This is a genomic window from Cellulomonas sp. Root137 (assembly GCF_001426725.1).
In the GTDB taxonomy this organism is placed as follows: Bacteria; Actinomycetota; Actinomycetes; order Actinomycetales; family Cellulomonadaceae; genus Cellulomonas.
Genome location: NZ_LMFG01000001.1, coordinates 734,661 through 752,372 on the forward strand (window position 1 = coordinate 734,661; position 17,712 = coordinate 752,372).

Here is a 17,712-nt window from a genome sequence, read left to right on the forward strand (position 1 = left end):
CGATCGGTCATCCACCGAGAGGAACGTCGCCGTGTCCGGTCCCACCGCATTTCCCGAGCCGACCATGATCTCCGTCAACGGCGTGAAGCTCGAAGTCTTCGAAGCAGGCGGACAGCACGCCGGACGACCCGTCGTGCTCTGTCACGGCTGGCCGGAGCACGCGTTCTCCTGGCGCCACCAGGTGCCCGCCCTCGTCGATGCCGGCTACCACGTCATCGTCCCCAACCAGCGGGGCTACGGGGGCTCGTCCCGTCCGACCGAGGTGACGGACTACGACATCGAGCACCTGACGGGCGACCTCGTGGCACTGCTCGACCACTACGGGTACGACGACGCCACGTTCGTCGGGCACGACTGGGGGGCCAACGTCGTCTGGGGGCTGGCCCAGCTGCACCCGCACCGCGTGAACAAGGTGATCAACCTGAGCCTGCCGTACATGGAGCGCGGCCCGGTGCCCCCGATCGAGTTCCTGGAGGCGGTGTTCGGCGGCGACCTCTACCTCGTCCACTTCAACCGACAGCCCGGTGTCGCAGACGCGGTGCTCGAGGCGAACACCTCCCAGTTCCTGCGCAACCTGTACCGGAAGAACGAGCCGCCCGCGGAGCCGGCGCCGGGTATGGCGATGATCAACCTCGCCCTGGCGGAGACGCCCAGGGGTGAGGCCGTCCTGAGCGACGACGAGCTGGCCGCCCTTGTCTCCGCCTTCGAGTCATCGGGGTTCACGGGCGGCCTCAACTGGTACCGGAACCTCGACCGCAACTGGCACCTGCTGGCAGACGCGGACCCGATCATCCGCCAGCCGACCCTCATGATCTACGGCGACCGGGATCAGGTCGCGAGGTCCGAGAACCTTGCCGAGTTCGTGCCCCACGTGGACGTGGTCAGCCTGGAGTGCGGTCACTGGATCCAGGAGGAGAAGCCGGAGGAGACCAACCACGCGATCCTGAGCTGGCTGGAACGGCAGGGTGCCAGCCCGGTCGGCTAGAGGCCGAGGAGGTCAGCGATCTCCGACGCCACCGTGGAGGGCGCCCGGCCGACGTTGCTGACGACGGCGTCCTCCACGCCGGCCGTGACCAGCAGGACGGCGAGGACGTCGGTGCGGGCCAGGTGCCAGTCGCGTTCCGGGCCGGGGTCGTGGCGGGCGACCAGGCGGGCGTGCCGGGCATCCGCGGGTGCGTCGAGGCGCACCACCCGCACGGTCTCGCCCAGGGCGTCCGCGTAGGCGTCGCGCTGCGCCACGGTCTCGACGACCCGGGGAAGGATCAGCACCTCGAGCCCGGCGTCGCGCCAGTGCGGGCGCATCGCCCGGAGGTGGTCGACGACCACGCGCTCGTTGAAGGGGTCGTCGGGCGGCGCGGGTGTCTCGTTGGCGATGGCGTCGACGTCGAGCTCGCCCGCCGCCCGGCCGCGCGCCAGGAGCTCGTTGCGCAGTGCGGCCGCGACGGTGGTCTTGCCCGCCCCGACGGTCCCGGAGATCACCACGACGTCCATGACCGCCATCCTTCACCATGTTAAGAACTCTTGACACCGTGTCTGGTTCGCCATACCTTCGCGGTGTCAACAATTCTTTACACCGGAGGCTCCGATGGGCGTCGAGACCGAGACCCGCACCATGCAGGCGATCGTCCAGAGCGCGTACGGAGCGCCGGAGACCGTCCTCACCCACCAGACGGTCGCGCGGCCGGTGCCGAAGGCCGACGAGGTCCTCATCAAGGTCCACGCGTCGTCGCTGAACTTCGCCGACGTCGCGATGGTCACCGGCCGGCCGTCGCTGATCCGGGCCGTCATGGGGTTGCGGCGACCCCGCCACACGGTTCCCGGGCGGGACGTCGCGGGGGTCGTCGAGGCGGTCGGCGCGGACGTGACCGACTTCCGGGCCGGCGACGAGGTCTACGCCGAGGCGACCGCGGGCGCCTGGGCGCCGCTCGTGGCCGTGCCGGCGAAGCTCGTCGGTCGCAAGCCCGTCACCCTGAGCTTCGAGCAGGCCGCCACGCTGCCGCTCGCCGCCGGTACCGCCCTCGACTGCGTCGCCGGCGTCCAGCCTGGCCAGAAGGTGCTGGTCAACGGCGCGTCGGGCGGGGTCGGCTCGTTCGCTGTGCAGCTGGTCAAGGCGCTCGGCGCGGAGGTCACGGGGGTGTGCAGCGGCCGGAACGTGGAGCTCGTCGCGAACCTCGGTGCCGACCACGTCGTCGACTACGAGCGCTCCGACTTCACCAGCAGCGGCACCCGGTACGACCTGATCATCGACCTCGTCGGAAACCGGAGCCTCGGGGCGTACCGGCGGGCGCTGGCCCCGCGGGGCACGCTCCACCTGTCCGGTGGCGGCGGGGGCCGGGTGATCGGGCCGATGGCCCGGCTCGCGCAGGCGCTCGTCGTGAACCCGTTCGTCTCCCAGCGCCTGCGGCCCGTCTTCGCGACGCCGAGCCGCGCCAAGCTCGACCGCCTCCGCGAGCTCGCCGAGGCAGGGTTGCTCACCCCCGCCATCGAGCGGACCTACCCTCTGAGCGACGCCCCGGAGGCCGTGCGCCGGCTGATCGCCGAGCACGCCCGTGGCAAGACCGTCCTCACCGTCGCCCAGGAGAGTTGATGTCCTACGAAGAGCGGAACGTCTGGGTCTCCCTCGTCGTCTCCGTGCTCGCGTACGGGGTCTACGTCGTGGTGGTGCTGGCCCGGGCGCGGGACACGCCGCTGACCGAGGTCGCCTACGCCGGTCCGTTGCTGTGGTCGATCGGCGGCGCGATCGTGCTGGCCATCATCGGCTCCATCGGGGTCGCGCTGGCCAACCGCCGCGACGGGCACCTGACGGACCAGCGTGACAAGGAGATCAGCCGGCTCGGCGATCGCACGGGCCAGTCGTTCGTCGTGATCGGTGCGCTCGCCGCGATGGTCCTGGCGCTGCTCGAGGTCGACTGGTTCTGGATCGCCAACGCCGTCTACCTCTGCTTCGTCCTGTCCGCGATCCTCGGCGGCGTCACCAAGCTCGCCGCCTACCGACGGGACTTCTCCACGTGGTGAAGCCCACGCAGGTCACCAACGCCATCCGCACCCTCCGGTTCACGCACGGCGAGATGACGCAGGCCGAGCTGGCCGAGCGCATCGGCGTCACCCGCCAGACCGTCATCGCGATCGAGCAGGGCCGCTACTCCCCATCGCTCGAGATGGCCTTCCAGATCGCTCGCGCGTTCGACGTCCCGCTCGACGACGTCTTCCAGTACCCGGGCTGACCCCTCGCTCCACCTGCACGAGGCCACGCGGTCTCGCGATCCGTCCTGCCCACAGAGAGGCACTGCCATGCGCACTGCTCGACTTGCCGGTCTGCTCTACCTCGTCGTCGCCGTCTGCGGTGGTTTCGCGGAGCTGGGAGCACGATCGACCATCAAGGCGTCCGACGACGTCGCCCAAGCCCTCCGCGACAGCGCGGACCTCATGAAGATCGCGTTCGCTGCCGACGTCGTCGCCTACACCTCCTTCCTGCTCGTGGGCCTCGCCCTCTACTCGATGTTCAAGGACGTGCACCGCGTCGCGGCCGTCGCGATGCTCACCATGAACGCGGTCAGTGTGGCCATCCAGAGCCTCGACCTGGTCAACCACGCGGGTGCCGTGCTCGCGGCGCAGCGGGGTGCCGACGAGCTCGCCGTGCTGTTCCTCGACCTGCACGGGGTCGGTTACCTGATCGCGCAGGTCTTCTTCGGCGGGTGGCTCATCCCGCTCGGCTACCTGGTGGTCCGGTCGGGCATGATGCCGCGCGTGCTCGGCTACGCCCTCATGGTCGGTGGCGTCGGGTACCTGCTCGGGCTCGTCGTCGAGCTGGTCGCGCCCGGTGCGGACGGCCTCGCGCTCGCGCTGGGCCTGCTCGGCGGGCTGTCCGAGATCACGTTCCTGCTCTGGCTGCTGGTGAAGGGTGTGTCCGCACCCGTTCGCGAGCGGGTGCTCGTGCCCTAGTTTGGCGATATGTCCGACGCCACCCTCAGCCTGCTGGTGCTGGCCGGGTGCGTCGGGCTCTTCGTCTGGAACCGGCTCTCGGTCGGCGTCGTCGCGATCCTCACGGCGCTGACCCTCTACGCCACCGGCCTGATCACCGCGAACGAGGCCGTCGCGGGGTTCGGTGACCCGGTCGTCGTGTTCATCGCGTCCCTGTTCGTGCTCAGTGAGGGTCTGGAGTCGTCGGGCGTCACCGCCTGGGCCGGTCAGCAGCTGATCGCCCGCGCGGGGACGGCCCGGAACCGGCTGCTGATCGCCCTGATGTTCCTGTCGGCGCTGATGGCCGCACTGGTCACCCCGAACGGCGCGGCCGCGGCGCTGCTCCCCGTGGTGGTGCTGGCGTCGCGGCGCTCGAAGCAGTCGACGTCGCAGATGCTCATGCCGCTCGCGTTCGCGGCCAGCGCCGGGGCGCTCCTGGTGCTCAGCGGCAGCACCGTGAACGTCATCGTGTCCGATGCGCTGGTCACTGCCACCGGCGAGCAGTTCGGGTTCTTCGAGTTCGGCCTGATCGGGCTGCCGCTGGTGCTCGCGACGATCGCGGTCTCGGTGCTCGTCGGCCGGCGCCTGCTGCCGGACCGCTCGCCCACCGCCCTGCCCGCCGACTACTCCCGGCACGTCGACACCCTGGTCGAGCACTACAGCCTGGACGTGGGCTTCTTCCGGCTCGTGGTCGACCCGGGGTCGGACGTGATCGGCAGCCGGCGCGAGCAGGTCGAGGTGCCCGACGGCGTCGTGCTCATCGGGGTGCAGCGGGCCACCGGTGAGCCCGCCGCCGAGGACGAGACGCTGAGCGTCGGCGACGTCGTCGTCGTGACGGGCGACAACGCGGGCATCGCGTCACTGGTCGAGCGGCACGCGCTCGCGGTCGCGACGACGCCGCTGTCCCGGGGCACGCGGGAGGCGCTGCTCGGCCGCGAGGTCGGTGTCGCCGAGCTGGTGGTCCGGCCGCGCTCGCGGGTGATCGGCCAGGTCGTGTTCGCGGGGCTGGTCCGCTCGGGGGTCACGGTGCTGGGCGTGCGCCGGCTGGGCAAGGACCGGGGCGCCGACCACCTGGTGCTGGCCGAGGGCGACTCGCTGCTCGTGCACGGTCCGTGGCCGGCTGTCGAGGCGTTCGCCGCTGGGGACGACGTGCTCATCGTCGACAGCCCCGAGCTGGTCCGGCGGCAGACCGTGGCGCTCGGGCCGAAGGCGTGGCGGGCGGTCGCGGTGCTCGTCGTCACGGTCGCGCTCCTGGCCACCGGGGTCGTCCCGCCCGCGATCGCCGGGCTGATCGGGGCGACGCTCATGGTGATGACCGGCGTCGTCGGCGTCCCGCAGGCCTACCGGGCAGTGTCGTGGCAGGTCGTCGTGCTGGTCGGCGGGCTGATCCCGTTGTCCGTCGCGATCGCCTCGTCCGGCGCCGCCGACCTGGTGGCCGGGTGGCTCGTGGGCATCGTCGGCGACGGGGGTCCGCGCGTCGTGCTGGCCACCCTGTTCGCCCTCACGCTCGTGCTCGGCCAGGTGGTCAGCAACACGGCCACGGTCCTGATCGTCGCGCCCATCGCGGTCGCCATGGCCGACGCCTCCGGGGTGGCGCTCGCGCCGGTCCTCATGCTCGTCGCGGTGGCCGGCGCCGCGTCGTTCCTCACGCCGATCGCCACCCCGGCCAACATGATGGTCATGGGGCCGGGCGGCTACACGTTCAGCGACTACTGGAAGCTCGGCCTCGCGACCACGCTGGCGTGGTTCGTCGTCGCCATCCTGCTCATCCCCGTCATCTGGCCCACGTAAGGAGCACGACGATGACCTTCGACCCGATCCCCTCGCGCGCGCTGTTCGAGGACGTCTCGGTCCGGGTGGCGCCACCCGGTGCGGGAGCCGGTCGCGCGCTCGGGCTGGCCGTGACCGTCACCGGTGAGGTGCCGTCGGGGGTCCCGCTGGACCGTGCCGCGCTCACCGAGTGGGGGTTCCGCGGCTCGGTCGGCGAGATCCTGATCCTGCCGCGCGAGGGCGGCGCGGTGGTGGCGACGGGAGTCGGCGACGACCCGTCCGACGCCTCGTTGCGCGACGCGGCGGCGGCGTTCGCCCGGGCCGCGGGTCGCGACGACGTCCTGACCACGGACCTGGTCGGTGCGGGGGCGTCGGTGGAGAGCGCGGCCCAGGCGGTCGTCGAGGGGATCCTGCTCGGCCGCTACCGGTACGACGCCCTGAAGACCGACCCGTCGACCGTGCCGGTCCGGGAGATCGTGCTCCTGGTGTCCGACGAGTCCGCCGACGACGCCCGCCGCGGAGCCGACCGCGGCGTCGTCCTCGCCCGCGCGGCCTCCCTGTCGCGCGACCTGGCCAGCACCCCCGCCGGGCACCTCACCGCCCCCGACCTGGCCGACGTCGCCGTCTGGCTGGCCGGCGAGCACGGGCTGGACATCGAGGTGTTCGACCAGGAGGCGCTGGTCGAGATGGGCTGCGGCGGACTGCTCGGCGTCAACGCGGGGTCGGTGGTCGAGCCGCGCATGATCGTGATCCGCTACGTGCCCGCGACCGAACCGACTGGTCACCTCGGCTTCGTCGGCAAGGGGATCACCTACGACTCCGGCGGCATCAGCCTCAAGCCCTCGAACGCGATGCACGCGGCGATGAAGATGGACATGAGCGGGGCCGGCGCGGTGCTCGCGGCGATGACCGCGCTCGCAGACCTCGAGGTCCCCGTGGCGGTCAGCGCGTACCTGGCGTGCACGGACAACATGCCGTCGGGCTCGGCCACCAAGCTCGGGGACGTCCTGACCAGCCGGGCCGGCCGCACGATCGAGGTGGTGAACACCGACGCCGAGGGCCGCCTGGTCATGGTCGACGCCATCGCGCTCGCGCTGGAGGACGGCGTCGACGCCATCGTGGACATCGCCACGCTCACCGGGGCCGCCCTGGCCGCGCTCGGCATGCTCACCGCGGCCGTCATCGGCAACGACGACGGGATGCTCGACCTGGTCGAGGCCGCCGCCGAGACGACCGACGAGCAGGTCTGGCGGCTGCCGCTGGACCGCCGGTACCGCAAGCAGCTGGACTCCGAGGTCGCGGACATCAAGAACCTCGGCGGCGAGTTCGCGGGGGCCATCACCGCGGCGCTGTTCCTGGCCGAGTGGGTGGGGGACACCCCGTGGGCGCACCTCGACATCGCGGGGACCATGCGGTCCGACGCCGACGACGCGTGGCGGACCAAGGGCGCGACCGGGTTCGGCGCGCGGCTGCTGGTCGAGATCGCGTCGACGTTCGCCGGCCCGGCTCGGTGACGTCGCTGTGATCGAGCGCCGCGCGATCCAGGGGTCGATCGCGGGGGCGGCCGTCCTCGGCACCCTCGCGGTCGTCTGGGGCATTGCCGCCCAGTCGCGCGTGCTGCTGTTCGACGGCGCGTTCATCCTGCTCGGCATCGTGCTCTCGGCGCTGTCGCTCATGGCCTCGCGCGCCGCCGCGGAGAGTCCGACCACGCGGTTCCCGTTCGGCAAGGCGGCGGTCACCCCGCTGGCCATCGCGGTCCAGGGCGTGGCGCTGCTGGGCACCCTCCTGTACGCCGCGGTGGACGCCGTCGCGATCATCACGGCCGGCGGCTCCGACGTCGCTGCCGGCACCGTCGTCGCGTACGGGCTGATCACGATGGTGTGCTCGTACGCGCTGAGCCGCTGGCTGACCCACCGCGCGCCCACCTCGGAGCTGGTGGCGGCCGAGGTGGCCCAGTGGCGGGCCGGCGCGCTGCTGAGCCTGGTGTTCGCCGTCGGTGCGGGGCTCGCGCTCGCCCTGTCCTCCGTCGGCGACCTCGTCCGGTACGTCGACCCGGTCCTCGTCCTCGTGGCGTGCCTGGTGCTGGCGCCCATCCCGTTGCGGCTCCTGCGGGCCGCCGGGCTCGAGCTGCTGGAGGCGGAGCCGCCGGCCGACATCCGACGAGCTCTGGCCGAGGCCGTGACCGCCGTGCGGACCGAGTTCGGGCTCGACGAGCCGTTCGTCCGCTCCACCAAGCTGGGCAGCCGGCTGTACCTGGAGGTCGACTTCGTGGTGCCGGAGGGCGTGTGGGACGTCGGCGGCGAGGACCGCGTCCGCCGCGCGCTCATCGGCCACCTGGAACCGCTCGGGTACGAGCTGTGGGCCAACGTCGAGCTGACGACCGACCCGGAGCTGGCCCGGTGACTCTCGCGTGAAGACTCTGTTGCTCTGAGCGCGACAAGGTCTTCACGCGAGGTCGGGATGACGACGGCTAGAGGTAGATCGACGCCCCGGGTCCCAGCGGGATGCCCAGCAGGTACCAGACCACCAGCAGCGCGGACCAGGTGATCAGCAGCACCACGGTGTACGGGAGCATCAGCGAGATCACGGATCCGACGCCGACCTTGCGGCGGTACCGCTCGGCGAAGATCACGATCAGCGCGAAGTACGGCATCAGCGGCGTGGCCACGTTCACGGGTGAGTCGCCCACGCGGTAGGCGGCCATGGCCAGGTCCGGGGAGATGCCCAGCTGGATGAACAGCGGCACGAACACGGGCGCGAAGATGGCCCACTTGGGCACGACGCCGCCGATGAAGATGTCGATGATCGCGGTCATCGCGATGAGCCCGAGGATCAGCCAGACGGTGCTCAGGTTGGCGGCCTCGAGGGTGTCGGCCATGTTCACCGCGGCGATGGTGCCCAGGTTCGAGTAGTTGAAGTACGCGATGAACTGGCTGATCACGAGCAGCAGGAAGATCAGGCCGGACAGGCCGGCGATGGTCTTGGTCATCGGGTTGATGACGTCCATCGAGCCGTGGATGGTGCCCGCGCCCTTGCCGTAGGCCAGCCCCATCACGAAGAAGTACACGAGGATCAGGAAGATGATCGAGTTCAGCAGCGGGGAGTCCTCGATCAGGCTGCCGGTCTCGGGGTTGCGCAGCAGGGCGTTCGGCGGGAGCGAGAGCGCCAGCACGACCGCCGTGGTGCCGAGGAAGGCCCAGAACGCCCAGCGCAGACCGTTCTTCTCCTCGGCGCTGAGCTCGCCCGACGGTGGCTCGTCGGCAGTCTCAGGGCCCTCCGACGGGTGGTAGGCGCCGAGACGTGGCTCCACGAACTTCTCCGTGAGCAGCGTGACCACCACGGTGACCAGCAGGGTCGAGACGATCCCGAAGAACAGGTTGCCGGTGATCGCCACGTGGTTGGCGGGGTCGGCGATCGCCTCGTTGGTGATCTCCGCCAGCATCCCGTCGACGGGCGTGATCAGCACGTTCACCGCGAAGCCGCCGCCCACTCCGGCGAACGCGGCCGCCAGGCCGGCCAGCGGGTGCCGGCCCAGGGACAGGAACACGGCGGCGGCCAGCGGGATGAGCACCAGGTAGCCGGCGTCGGTGGCGATGGAGGACAGGACGCCCAGCAGCACGATGATGAACGTGATCGCGCGCGGCGGGGTGACCTTGACCAGGCGCTTGATGAACGAGGCGATCAGGCCGACCTCCTCGGCCATGCCCACGCCGATCATGGCGACGACGATGACGCCGACCACGCCGAAGTTGTTGAAGTTGGCCACCGGCGACGTGAACACGAACCGCAGCCCGTCGGCGTCGAGAAGGCTCTGCGCGGCCACCGTGACGGTGACGGGCTCCTCGGCGCCGATCTGCGCCTGCTCGAACGTGACGGTGCTCCCGGCTGCCTGGAACGCCGCCGAGAGCACCATGATGAACGCGATCAGGATGAGGAAGATGATCACCGGATGAGGGACCTTGTTGCCCACCCGCTCGATCCAGTCGAGCACCCCTTGCAGGGGCGACGGCTTGGCGCCGACCTCGGCCTGGCTCATGTGCGCTCCCCTGCTCGAACCGCTGTGTGCCCGACGCTAGCGAACGACCGGACATTTCTGACCCCCCGTGATGGGATGGCGTGATGAAGCAGCCCGTCTACGCCCCTGGTCAGTCCGCATGGATCCGCGATCTCGGCCGCACCGGCCTGCGCGTCTCCGCGGTCTGTCTGGGCGGCGGTCCGCTCGGCAGCATGCCGGCGCTGTTCGGCCGTGACGTCTCCTCCGACGAGGGCGTCGCCACCGTGCTGGCCGCGCTCGACAGCCCGATCCGGTTCATCGACACGTCCAACGGCTACTCGGACGGGGAGAGCGAGCGCCGGATCGGTGCTGCGCTGAAGGAGGCCGGTGGCGTCCCCGAGGGCGTTGTCATCGCCACCAAGGTGGACCCGGCCGCCCGCGACTACTCCGCCGACCGGGTGCGCGCGTCCGTCGCGGAGAGCCGCGAGCGCCTCGGCCTCGACCACCTGCCCCTGGTCCACCTGCACGACCCGGAGTCGTTCGACTTCGCGGAGATGTCGGCGCCGGGCGGGCCGGTCGAGGCCCTCGTGCGCCTCAAGGAGGAGGGGCAGGTCGGCGCGATCGGCCTGGCGGGCGGCCGGGTGCAGGAGATCGCCAAGTACCTGGACCTCGGGGTGTTCGACGTCCTGCTCGTGCACAACCGCTGGACGCTCGTGGACCGCAGCGCCGGTCCGCTGCTCGAGGAGGCCACCCGGCAGGAGATGGGGATCCTCAACGCGGCGGTCTACGGCGGCGGGATCCTCGCGTTCCAGTCCGGCGGGCCGACGAGCTACGGCTACCGCCCGGCACCGCCCGAGACCCTCGCGGCGATCAAGGCCATGCGCGAGGTCTGCGCCGACTTCCACGCGGACCTGGGCACGGCGGCGCTGCAGTTCTCGCTGCGGGACCCCCGGATCGCCTCGACCGTCGTCGGCATGAGCCGCCCGGGCCGTGTCGGTCGCACGCTCGACCTGGCCTCCGAGCCGCTGCCGGATGCACTGTGGCCGGCGCTGGAGGCCCTGGTCCCGCCGCCGCACGTGTGGCTCGACGCGGGATAGCGTCGGGACCATGAGTCGCGTCGTGGTCACTGGTGGGAGCGGGAAGCTCGGTCGTGCGGTCGTGGCGCACCTGGCGGAGCACGGGTACGACGTGGTGAACGTCGACACGGTCCTGCCGCCCGAGGGCCAGAGGGCGGTGTTCACGCGCGTCGACCTCACCGATCTCGGGCAGGTGACCGAGGCGCTGACCGGCATCGACGACCGGTACGACGGCGTCGACGCAGTCGTGCACCTGGCCGCGATCCCCGCGCCCGGCCTGCGTCCGAGCGGTGCCACGTTCGCCAACAACGTCGTCGCCACGCACCACGTCTTCAGCGCCGCGCGCCGGGCGGGCATCAAGAACGTCGTGTGGGCGTCCAGCGAGACCGTCCTCGGCCTTCCCTTCGAGACGCCCCCGCCGTACGTCCCGGTCGACGAGGAGTACGCCGTCCGCCCGGAGAGCACCTACTCGCTCGGCAAGGCCGTCGAGGAGGAGATGGCCCGGCACTTCACGCGCTGGGACCCCGAGCTCAAGCTCATCGGGCTGCGGTTCTCCAACGTCATGGACGTCGCCGACTACGCCGCGTTCCCGGGCTTCGCGGACGACCCCCGCAGCCGGATCTGGAACCTCTGGGGCTACATCGACGCCCGCGACGGAGCCCTGGCGGTCCGGCTCGCGCTCGAGAGCGACCTCACCGGGTTCGAGGCGTTCATCATCGCCTCCCCCGACACCGTGCTGCATACGCCGTCGGCCGACCTCGTGGCGCAGTACTTCCCCGACGTGCCCGTGCACCGACCGATCGAGGGCCGCGAGACGCTGCTGTCGATCGACAAGGCGCGACGCCTGCTGGGCTACGACCCGCAGCACACCTGGACCACGGAAGTGTGAACCTGCGGGTGAACCCACCCGCAGGTCATCTCACGGACACATCCGCTTGCTTGGCTCCCCTCTGTATCTCCGGGGTGCGTTCGCGCCCCTTCGGGGCACAGACCCACCTCGACGACGCGGCCGACATGCCGCGCGGCCACAGGGGAGCCACCGATGAGCACCGCTGCACCGTTCGCTTTCCTGGTCCACCCGCGAGCTCGCGTCGCCGAGGACCTCGCCCGCATCTGGCGCCCGCTCGGCCGGGTGCCGGAGCGGCTCATCGACACCGCGGTCCGTCGCCTCCCGCTCCCGCCCTACGCGATGTCCCGGGTCCACCTCGACGACCAGCCCGTCGGCCACGTGGTGCTCGTCCCGTTCGGGGCGCGGCACCTGCTGTCCGAGCCGCACGAGGGCCGTGCGCGCGTCGGCCGGGCGATCGACCACGCCGCGCGGCTCGGTGCGGGCGTCGTCGGCCTCGGGGCGCTCACGGCGACCGTCACCGCCGGCGGCGCCACCCTGCGCGGCCGCACCGACGTCGGCGTCACCAACGGCAACGCGTACACCGCGGCGATCGTGGAGGACCAGCTCCTGGACCTGGTGGCGGACCTGTCGGACCGCCGCGTGGCCGTCGTCGGCGCCACCGGGTCGGTGGGCACCACGCTGGTCCGCCTGCTCGCCGCGGGCGGCTCGGTCGACTCCCTCCTGCTGGTGGCCCGCGGGACCGCGAAGCTCGGGGCGCTGGCCGCGGAGGTCGGAGGTCGGGTGCCGACGACGACCTCGACAGACCTGCACGACGTGCGCGACTGCGACGCCGTGGTGCTCCTGACGGCGTCGGCCGACGCCCTGCTCGGCGCCGAGCACCTGGCGCCGGGCGCCCGCGTGCTGGACGCGACGCAGCCCCGCAACACCTCTCCCGACCTCGCGGAGGCCCGGCCCGACGTGACGCTGGTCGACGGCGGGGTCGTCGAGATCCCCGGGATGCACCTGCGCGGCGGGGACATCGGGCTGCCGCGCGGTCAGGCGTACGCGTGCTTCGCGGAGACGTTCCTGCTCGGGCTCGCCGGGCACGTGGGGCACTTCTCGACGGGCGTGCCGACGCTCGACCACGTGGCTCACGTCCGGGGGCTGGCCCGGCGGTTCGCCGCGCACGGTTTCGCTGCCGCGGCGCCCGCGAGCTTCGGACGCCCGCTCGTCGGTGCCCGATGAGGCGCGTCGTCCTGCTCGGCGGCGGCTACGTCACCCTGCACGCGTACGGCGCGCTCGTGCGACGGCTGCGCGGAGCCCTGCGTCGCGGCGAGGTCGAGATCGTGGTGCTCAGCGCGGACACCGTGCACAACTTCCACGGGTTCACCGGGGAGGTGGTCGCCGGCCTGCTGCCGATCGCGCTGACGCAGACGCCGCTGACCGAGGCGATGCCGCACGCCCGGGTGCTGCACGCCCGGGTCACCAAGGTGGACCTCGTCGCGCGGCGGGTGCACTTCTCCGGCGTCGACGGGGACGACGACCTGGCCTACGACGCGCTCGTCGTCGGGACCGGCGGGCGTGAGCCGCTGGACGCGGTCGACGGGCTCGCCGGTCGAGGGCTGACCCTGCGGGGACCCGGCGACCTGGCCGAGCTGCTCCAGCGCGTGCGGGTGGTGGACGGACCCGTGGTGGTCGTCGGCGGCGGGCTCGCGGGGGTGGAGCTCGCCGCCGCGCTCGCCGCACGGGTGCCGGACGTGGTCCTGGTGCAGTCGGGGGATCGGGTGGTGCCCGCGCTGCACGACGAGCAGCCCCGGCTCGCCGCCCGCTGCACGGCGGAGCTGGCGCGGCTCGGCGTGGACGTCCGCACCGGCGTACGGGTGGTGGCCGCCGACGACGGCTCGGTGACCTTGTCCGACGGGTCGGTCGTGCGGACGCACACCGTCCTGGCGACCACGGGGCAGCGCGCCGTCGTGCTCCCGGGCCTGGACCGGCTCCCGCGGGACGACCGCGGTCGCCTGGTCACCACGCGCGAGCTGCTGGTGGCACCCGACGTCTGGTCCGCGGGCGACGCGGCCTCGGTCGCGCACCCGCGCAGCGGTGTCCCGGTGACCTCGAACGCGCTGTGGGCGATCAAGGCGGGTGACCAGGTGGGTCGGAACGTCGCCCGCGCGCTGGCGGGCCGCCCGGGCCGGCGGTTCCGCTACCTCGGGCTCGGGCAGGCGGCGTCGTTCGGCGTCGGCCGCGGGGTCGCCGACCTCTACGGGTTCCCGCTCACCGGGTGGGTGGCGTGGGTGATGCGGGTCGGGTTCTTCGTGCGGTTCATGCCCACACGCTCCCGCGCGGTGCAGGTGCCGGGGGAGCTGGTCCGGCGAGCGCGACAGGCCGCACCGGTCCGGCCCCGGGTCGTCGCCCCCCGATGAACGTACGACGACGGACGGTCGGGACCGCACACCGACCGTCCGCCGTCGCCCGCCCGGGCCCCTCGGGAGGCCCGGGCGAACCAGGGGTGGAGCTAGTTGCGGTTGATGGTGAACGTGGACGTCGTGTTCTTGATGTCCTGCGCGTTGTTGCTCAGGCGCAGGTTGGTGAACGTCACCGAGCCCACCGCCGGACCCTGACCCTGCTCGGGCATCTCGTTGACCCAGATGCCGAACCCGGACTTGGCGTCCCAGGCGTCCCCGCTCTTGCGCGCCCCCGTGATCGACACGTTGGTGAACGTGGTGTCGGTGATCGGGTTCTGCGGTGAGCTCGGTCCGGTGTAGTTGGTCTGGAACATGATCCCGGAGTAGGTCGGGTCGACGATGTCCACGTCGCTGACCCGGATGCCCTGGAACTTCTTCGACGCGGAGAACACCCAGATGGCGGGGAACGTCTGGTTGCCCCAGAAGTGGCCGCCCGCCCGCACGATCGAGATGTTCTGGAAGCTCGTCGGCGCCGCGGAGCCGAACTCGTCCATCGGGTACCCGAAGTCGAGCGAGCTGATCGTGATGCCGGAGTACACGAGCGTGTCCGCGATGTAGATGTTCCGGAACGTGTTCCCGTACCCGCCGTAGACCGCGAGACCCGCCGCACGCCACGTGACCAGCGAGGTGAGGTTCTCGTAGACGTTGCCGGTCTGGCCCGTGCCGCCCGCGTCGGTGGCCGCGAACAGGGCGAACGAGTCGTCACCCGTGCCGCGCGCCTCGATGTTGGCCACCCGGTTGTTGGCGCTGCCGTTGGTCATGTTGATGCCGTCGGCGAACGTGTTCCGGATGCGCGAGTCGGTGATCGTGCTGTTGTCCATGTTGGACGCCCAGAACATGCAGATCATGTGCTCGACCCAGAGGTCGTCCACCGTCATGTTCGCCACGTTGGTGAAGTCCAGCACCTTGCCGGGGCCGTCGATGCGGCTGGTGTAGTTGCCGAAGTAGGCGAACCCGCGGAACTTCGACCCGTTGGACGACGCCTCCGCGCGGAAGCCGACGTCGGTGTTCTCCTGCCCGGTGGGCGCGAAGAACCGTGTGAACCACGGACCGGCCCCGACGATGTCGACCGCCTTGCCGTAGACCTGGAACTTGCTCGACGTGCTGTAGTCGCCGGCGGGCAGGTAGACGCCCTTGATCGCGCCGGTGGTGTCCATGCGCGCCCGGTCCAGCGCGTTCTGGACGTCCTGGTGCGTGAACCCGGTGGGCTGCACGTACTGCGCCGGGTTCGGGTTCGGGTCGGCCGTGGCCAGCTCCGTGTTGATGAAGTCGATCGTCACCGGCTGCGGGTTGCTGGCCGTGCGCTGCAGGCGGAGGGTGGCGCCGGCCGGGACGGTGGTGCCCAGCAGGGTGCTGGCCTCGTCGTAGATGTGCCGCGGTCCGCCGGAGCCGGGGGTGTTGTTCGGTCCCTTCTCGTCCCCGTACAGCCACGCGAACCGGGAGGTCAGGTCGAGGCGCTTGAGGTAGGTGCCGTTGACGAAGACGTCGATGCTGCCGGACTGGCCCGTGCCGGCCGCGTTGTCCGGGATCGAGAACCGCGTGACCAGCGTGTTCGTCGGGTTCTTCGTCGTCCACTCGACGTACGCGCCCGTGGCGGACAGGGTGGCGGCGCGGCGCCCGGAGGCCTCTCCGGCGAGGTCGCCGACCGTGCGGTTGGGGCCGACGAGCACCGCGCCGCCGCCGGTGCGGCCGTCCTCGGACTCGTACATGTCGAACGGCAGGCGGGCGCCGCGGCCGACGAAGATCCCGGCGGAGACCACGTTGTTCGCCTGCTTGCCCGGTACCTCCGTGGAGTCGGCGGCGACCGCGCTGGACACGTCGTACGTGCCGTTGCCCGCTGTCCAGGTGCCGAGGGTCACGGTCCCGCTCGTCGCCCCGGCAGCGATGGCACCGCTGACCGAGCCGGTGAGCGTCCGCACCACGGTGCCGGTCGTCGAGTCCTTGATGGTGACCGTCAGTCCGTGCGCGGCGGTCGACGTGGCGATGGTGCCGTTGTTGGCGACCGCCCCGGTGAACGTGACGACCGCTCCCGCGGCCGGGTTGCTCGGGCTCCAGCTGACCACGGGGACCAGGTCGGAGCTGGGCACGGGGGACACGACGAGCTTCGTCGGGTTGCTGTAGCCGTTGTTGGACTCGTTCTGCTCGACCACGGTGTTGGCCGGGTCGGCGGTGGCGCCGATCGTGTACGAGCCGGCGCCGCGGGCGCCGATGCTTCCCGTCACCGTGGCGGTGGCACCGGCGTTCAGGGCCCCGACGTTCGCGTTGACGGCGTCCTGGCCGTCCACCTGGAACGCGAGCGTCGTGGCGGCGGAGGCGGCGGTGCCGACGTTCTTCACCGTCGCGGTGAGCGTGACGGGGGTGGACTCGGTCGCGTTCGCCGGGCCGGTGACGCCGGTGACCGTGAGGTCCGGGTTCGGGGCTGCGGCGCCGAGCACCTGCAGCTCGGCCACCTGGCCGTTGCCGGCACCGGTGTTGCCGGTGAACACGAGGCGGACGTCGGTGGCGGTGCCGCTCACGGGCACGGTGACCGTGTTGCCGGTGGATGGGCTGAACGCGCGGGCGGCCGACGGCGCGAGCGTGGTGAACGCCCCCGTACCGGTGCGGCCCTCCACGGAGAACGTCTGCGTGCGGTTGCCCCAGGCGCCGTCCGGGTTGAGCCTGACGGTGACCGCGGACAGCTGGCTGGCTGACGCGAGCGTGACGGTGAGGTTCCCCGGGTACTGGCCGCCGGCGCCCTCCCAGTAGGTGCCGAGGTTCCCGTCGACCGCGTTCGCGGCCACATAGGCCCACTCGGTGGAGGACGCGACGATCGGCCTGCTGAGCGCGAGGTTCTGGCCCGTCGGCGGTGTTGTCGGCGTCGGCGTCGGGTCCGGCGTGGTGGTCCCGTGGACCTCGAGCTCCGAGAGCTGCCCCGCGGGCCAGCCGGTGTTGCCGGTGATGCTCAGCCGCACGTACCGGACGGACGTGTCGGTCACGTCGACGGTCACGGTGTTGGCCTGAGCGGGGTCGAACGCGTACCCGGCCTGCGCCTTGAGCGTGCTGAACGTCGAGCCGTTGGTGGAGCCCTGCACCGTGATCGTCTGCGTCCGCGCACCCCAGGCACCGGTCGGCAGCTTGAGGGTCAGGTCTGTGACCGTGGCGGCGCTGCCGAGGTCCACCTGGACCCACTGCGGGAACTGGTTGTTGGTGGACTCCCAGTACGTGGCCTGGTTGCCGTCCGTGACGTTGCCCGCGCCGTAGACGTCCACGGTGCTGCTGGCGGTGGCGGGCTTGCCCGCGGCGAGGTTCGGGCCGGCCGCGGCCGCGCCCTGCGCGAAGACCGCGAGGCCGAGCGGGGCGACGAGCGCCGCCGCGGCGGTGGCCACGACGGCGAGCCTGACGTTCCTTCTCATGGGTCGTCCTCGTTCTCCCGCCGGGGCGGGGTCGATGCCGAGTGCGCTGCCCGTGTCTCGAGCGCCCGACGCGGACGCAGGGGCCGGACCGGCGATGGGGCGTCGGTGCCTCAGGGCCGAGTGGTACGGCGACGCCCGTTCCGTCGTTGCGACCCTCTGCACGACTTTGTGCGTGTGGTCTGTCGAGTTCTTGCGGCGTCGTGAGCAGACACTACGAACCGCCGCC

At 71.7% G+C, this 17,712-nt stretch carries 15 protein-coding genes; 12 read left to right on the forward strand and 3 right to left on the reverse strand.

What is annotated here, in order from left to right:
* Positions 1–31 precede the first annotated feature (31 nt).
* Positions 32–985, forward strand: coding sequence for an alpha/beta fold hydrolase (locus ASD18_RS03455; RefSeq protein WP_235522245.1), 954 nt, complete (start codon positions 32–34; stop codon positions 983–985).
* Here ASD18_RS03455 and ASD18_RS03460 read toward each other — a convergent pair.
* Positions 982–1,491 (reverse strand): adenylyl-sulfate kinase, encoded by a 510-nt coding sequence (locus ASD18_RS03460; protein WP_056086676.1) that lies wholly within the window; start codon positions 1,489–1,491, stop codon positions 982–984. The genes ASD18_RS03455 and ASD18_RS03460 overlap by 4 nt on opposite strands.
* A gap of 94 nt (positions 1,492–1,585) precedes the next feature.
* Between ASD18_RS03460 and ASD18_RS03465 the strand changes: the two genes are divergently transcribed.
* From ASD18_RS03465 to ASD18_RS03495, 7 genes are all read left to right on the forward strand, one after another.
* On the forward strand, positions 1,586–2,587 hold the full coding sequence (locus tag ASD18_RS03465; RefSeq protein WP_200938457.1) for an NAD(P)-dependent alcohol dehydrogenase: 1,002 nt from the start codon (positions 1,586–1,588) through the stop codon (positions 2,585–2,587).
* On the forward strand, positions 2,587–3,015 hold the full coding sequence (locus ASD18_RS03470; protein ID WP_056086680.1) for a hypothetical protein: 429 nt from the start codon (positions 2,587–2,589) through the stop codon (positions 3,013–3,015). The genes ASD18_RS03465 and ASD18_RS03470 overlap by 1 nt, the downstream gene beginning before the upstream one ends.
* Complete coding sequence (locus ASD18_RS03475; protein WP_056086683.1) at positions 3,009–3,224, forward strand: helix-turn-helix transcriptional regulator; 216 nt, start codon at positions 3,009–3,011, stop codon at positions 3,222–3,224. Before ASD18_RS03470 ends, ASD18_RS03475 begins: the two co-directional genes overlap by 7 nt.
* Before the next feature lie 67 nt (positions 3,225–3,291).
* Complete coding sequence (locus ASD18_RS03480) at positions 3,292–3,942, forward strand: DUF4386 domain-containing protein (RefSeq protein WP_056086686.1); 651 nt, start codon at positions 3,292–3,294, stop codon at positions 3,940–3,942.
* A 9-nt stretch (positions 3,943–3,951) separates the two neighbouring features.
* The gene (locus ASD18_RS03485; protein WP_056086689.1) at positions 3,952–5,751 is read left to right on the forward strand and encodes an SLC13 family permease; all 1,800 of its coding nucleotides are present in this window, start codon (positions 3,952–3,954) and stop codon (positions 5,749–5,751) included.
* A gap of 11 nt (positions 5,752–5,762) precedes the next feature.
* Positions 5,763–7,244, forward strand: coding sequence for a leucyl aminopeptidase (locus ASD18_RS03490; protein WP_056086693.1), 1,482 nt, complete (start codon positions 5,763–5,765; stop codon positions 7,242–7,244).
* 7 nt (positions 7,245–7,251) lie between these two features.
* Positions 7,252–8,133: a cation transporter gene (locus ASD18_RS03495; RefSeq protein ID WP_056086694.1), complete on the forward strand. Its 882-nt coding sequence runs from the start codon at positions 7,252–7,254 to the stop codon at positions 8,131–8,133.
* A 67-nt stretch (positions 8,134–8,200) separates the two neighbouring features.
* Here the strand turns inward: ASD18_RS03495 and ASD18_RS03500 are convergent, their stop codons facing one another.
* A complete protein-coding gene (locus ASD18_RS03500; protein WP_056086696.1) occupies positions 8,201–9,766 on the reverse strand; it encodes an AbgT family transporter in 1,566 nt (521 codons plus the stop codon).
* An 83-nt stretch (positions 9,767–9,849) separates the two neighbouring features.
* Between ASD18_RS03500 and ASD18_RS03505 the strand changes: the two genes are divergently transcribed.
* The 4 genes from ASD18_RS03505 to ASD18_RS03520 all read left to right on the forward strand — a co-directional run bounded on the left by ASD18_RS03505 (position 9,850) and on the right by ASD18_RS03520 (position 14,052).
* Positions 9,850–10,821: an aldo/keto reductase gene (locus tag ASD18_RS03505; protein ID WP_056091485.1), complete on the forward strand. Its 972-nt coding sequence runs from the start codon at positions 9,850–9,852 to the stop codon at positions 10,819–10,821.
* Positions 10,822–10,831: 10 nt separating this feature from the next.
* A complete protein-coding gene (locus tag ASD18_RS03510; RefSeq protein ID WP_056086700.1) occupies positions 10,832–11,689 on the forward strand; it encodes an NAD(P)-dependent oxidoreductase in 858 nt (285 codons plus the stop codon).
* A 153-nt stretch (positions 11,690–11,842) separates the two neighbouring features.
* Positions 11,843–12,874 (forward strand): semialdehyde dehydrogenase, encoded by a 1,032-nt coding sequence (locus ASD18_RS03515; protein WP_056086703.1) that lies wholly within the window; start codon positions 11,843–11,845, stop codon positions 12,872–12,874.
* Entirely contained in the window at positions 12,871–14,052 is a 1,182-nt protein-coding gene (locus ASD18_RS03520; protein ID WP_056086706.1) for an NAD(P)/FAD-dependent oxidoreductase, read from the forward strand. The genes ASD18_RS03515 and ASD18_RS03520 overlap by 4 nt, the downstream gene beginning before the upstream one ends.
* Before the next feature lie 92 nt (positions 14,053–14,144).
* Here ASD18_RS03520 and ASD18_RS03525 read toward each other — a convergent pair whose 3' ends face one another.
* Positions 14,145–17,486, reverse strand: coding sequence for a discoidin domain-containing protein (locus ASD18_RS03525; RefSeq protein ID WP_056086711.1), 3,342 nt, complete (start codon positions 17,484–17,486; stop codon positions 14,145–14,147).
* Positions 17,487–17,712 lie beyond the last annotated feature (226 nt).

Excerpts from the sequence above, each read along its gene's own strand:
- ASD18_RS03460 (WP_056086676.1), bottom strand. The coding sequence starts at position 1,491 with ATGGACGTCGTGGTGATCTCCGGGACCGTCGGGGCGGGCAAGACCACC.
- ASD18_RS03465 (WP_200938457.1), top strand. The coding sequence starts at position 1,586 with ATGGGCGTCGAGACCGAGACCCGCACCATGCAGGCGATCGTCCAGAGC.
- ASD18_RS03470 (WP_056086680.1), top strand. The coding sequence starts at position 2,587 with ATGTCCTACGAAGAGCGGAACGTCTGGGTCTCCCTCGTCGTCTCCGTG.
- ASD18_RS03480 (WP_056086686.1), top strand. The coding sequence starts at position 3,292 with ATGCGCACTGCTCGACTTGCCGGTCTGCTCTACCTCGTCGTCGCCGTC.
- ASD18_RS03485 (WP_056086689.1), top strand. The coding sequence starts at position 3,952 with ATGTCCGACGCCACCCTCAGCCTGCTGGTGCTGGCCGGGTGCGTCGGG.
- ASD18_RS03490 (WP_056086693.1), top strand. The coding sequence starts at position 5,763 with ATGACCTTCGACCCGATCCCCTCGCGCGCGCTGTTCGAGGACGTCTCG.
- ASD18_RS03500 (WP_056086696.1), bottom strand. The coding sequence starts at position 9,766 with ATGAGCCAGGCCGAGGTCGGCGCCAAGCCGTCGCCCCTGCAAGGGGTG.
- ASD18_RS03505 (WP_056091485.1), top strand. The coding sequence starts at position 9,850 with ATGAAGCAGCCCGTCTACGCCCCTGGTCAGTCCGCATGGATCCGCGAT.
- ASD18_RS03510 (WP_056086700.1), top strand. The coding sequence starts at position 10,832 with ATGAGTCGCGTCGTGGTCACTGGTGGGAGCGGGAAGCTCGGTCGTGCG.
- ASD18_RS03515 (WP_056086703.1), top strand. The coding sequence starts at position 11,843 with ATGAGCACCGCTGCACCGTTCGCTTTCCTGGTCCACCCGCGAGCTCGC.
- ASD18_RS03520 (WP_056086706.1), top strand. The coding sequence starts at position 12,871 with ATGAGGCGCGTCGTCCTGCTCGGCGGCGGCTACGTCACCCTGCACGCG.
- ASD18_RS03525 (WP_056086711.1), bottom strand. The coding sequence starts at position 17,486 with ATGAGAAGGAACGTCAGGCTCGCCGTCGTGGCCACCGCCGCGGCGGCG.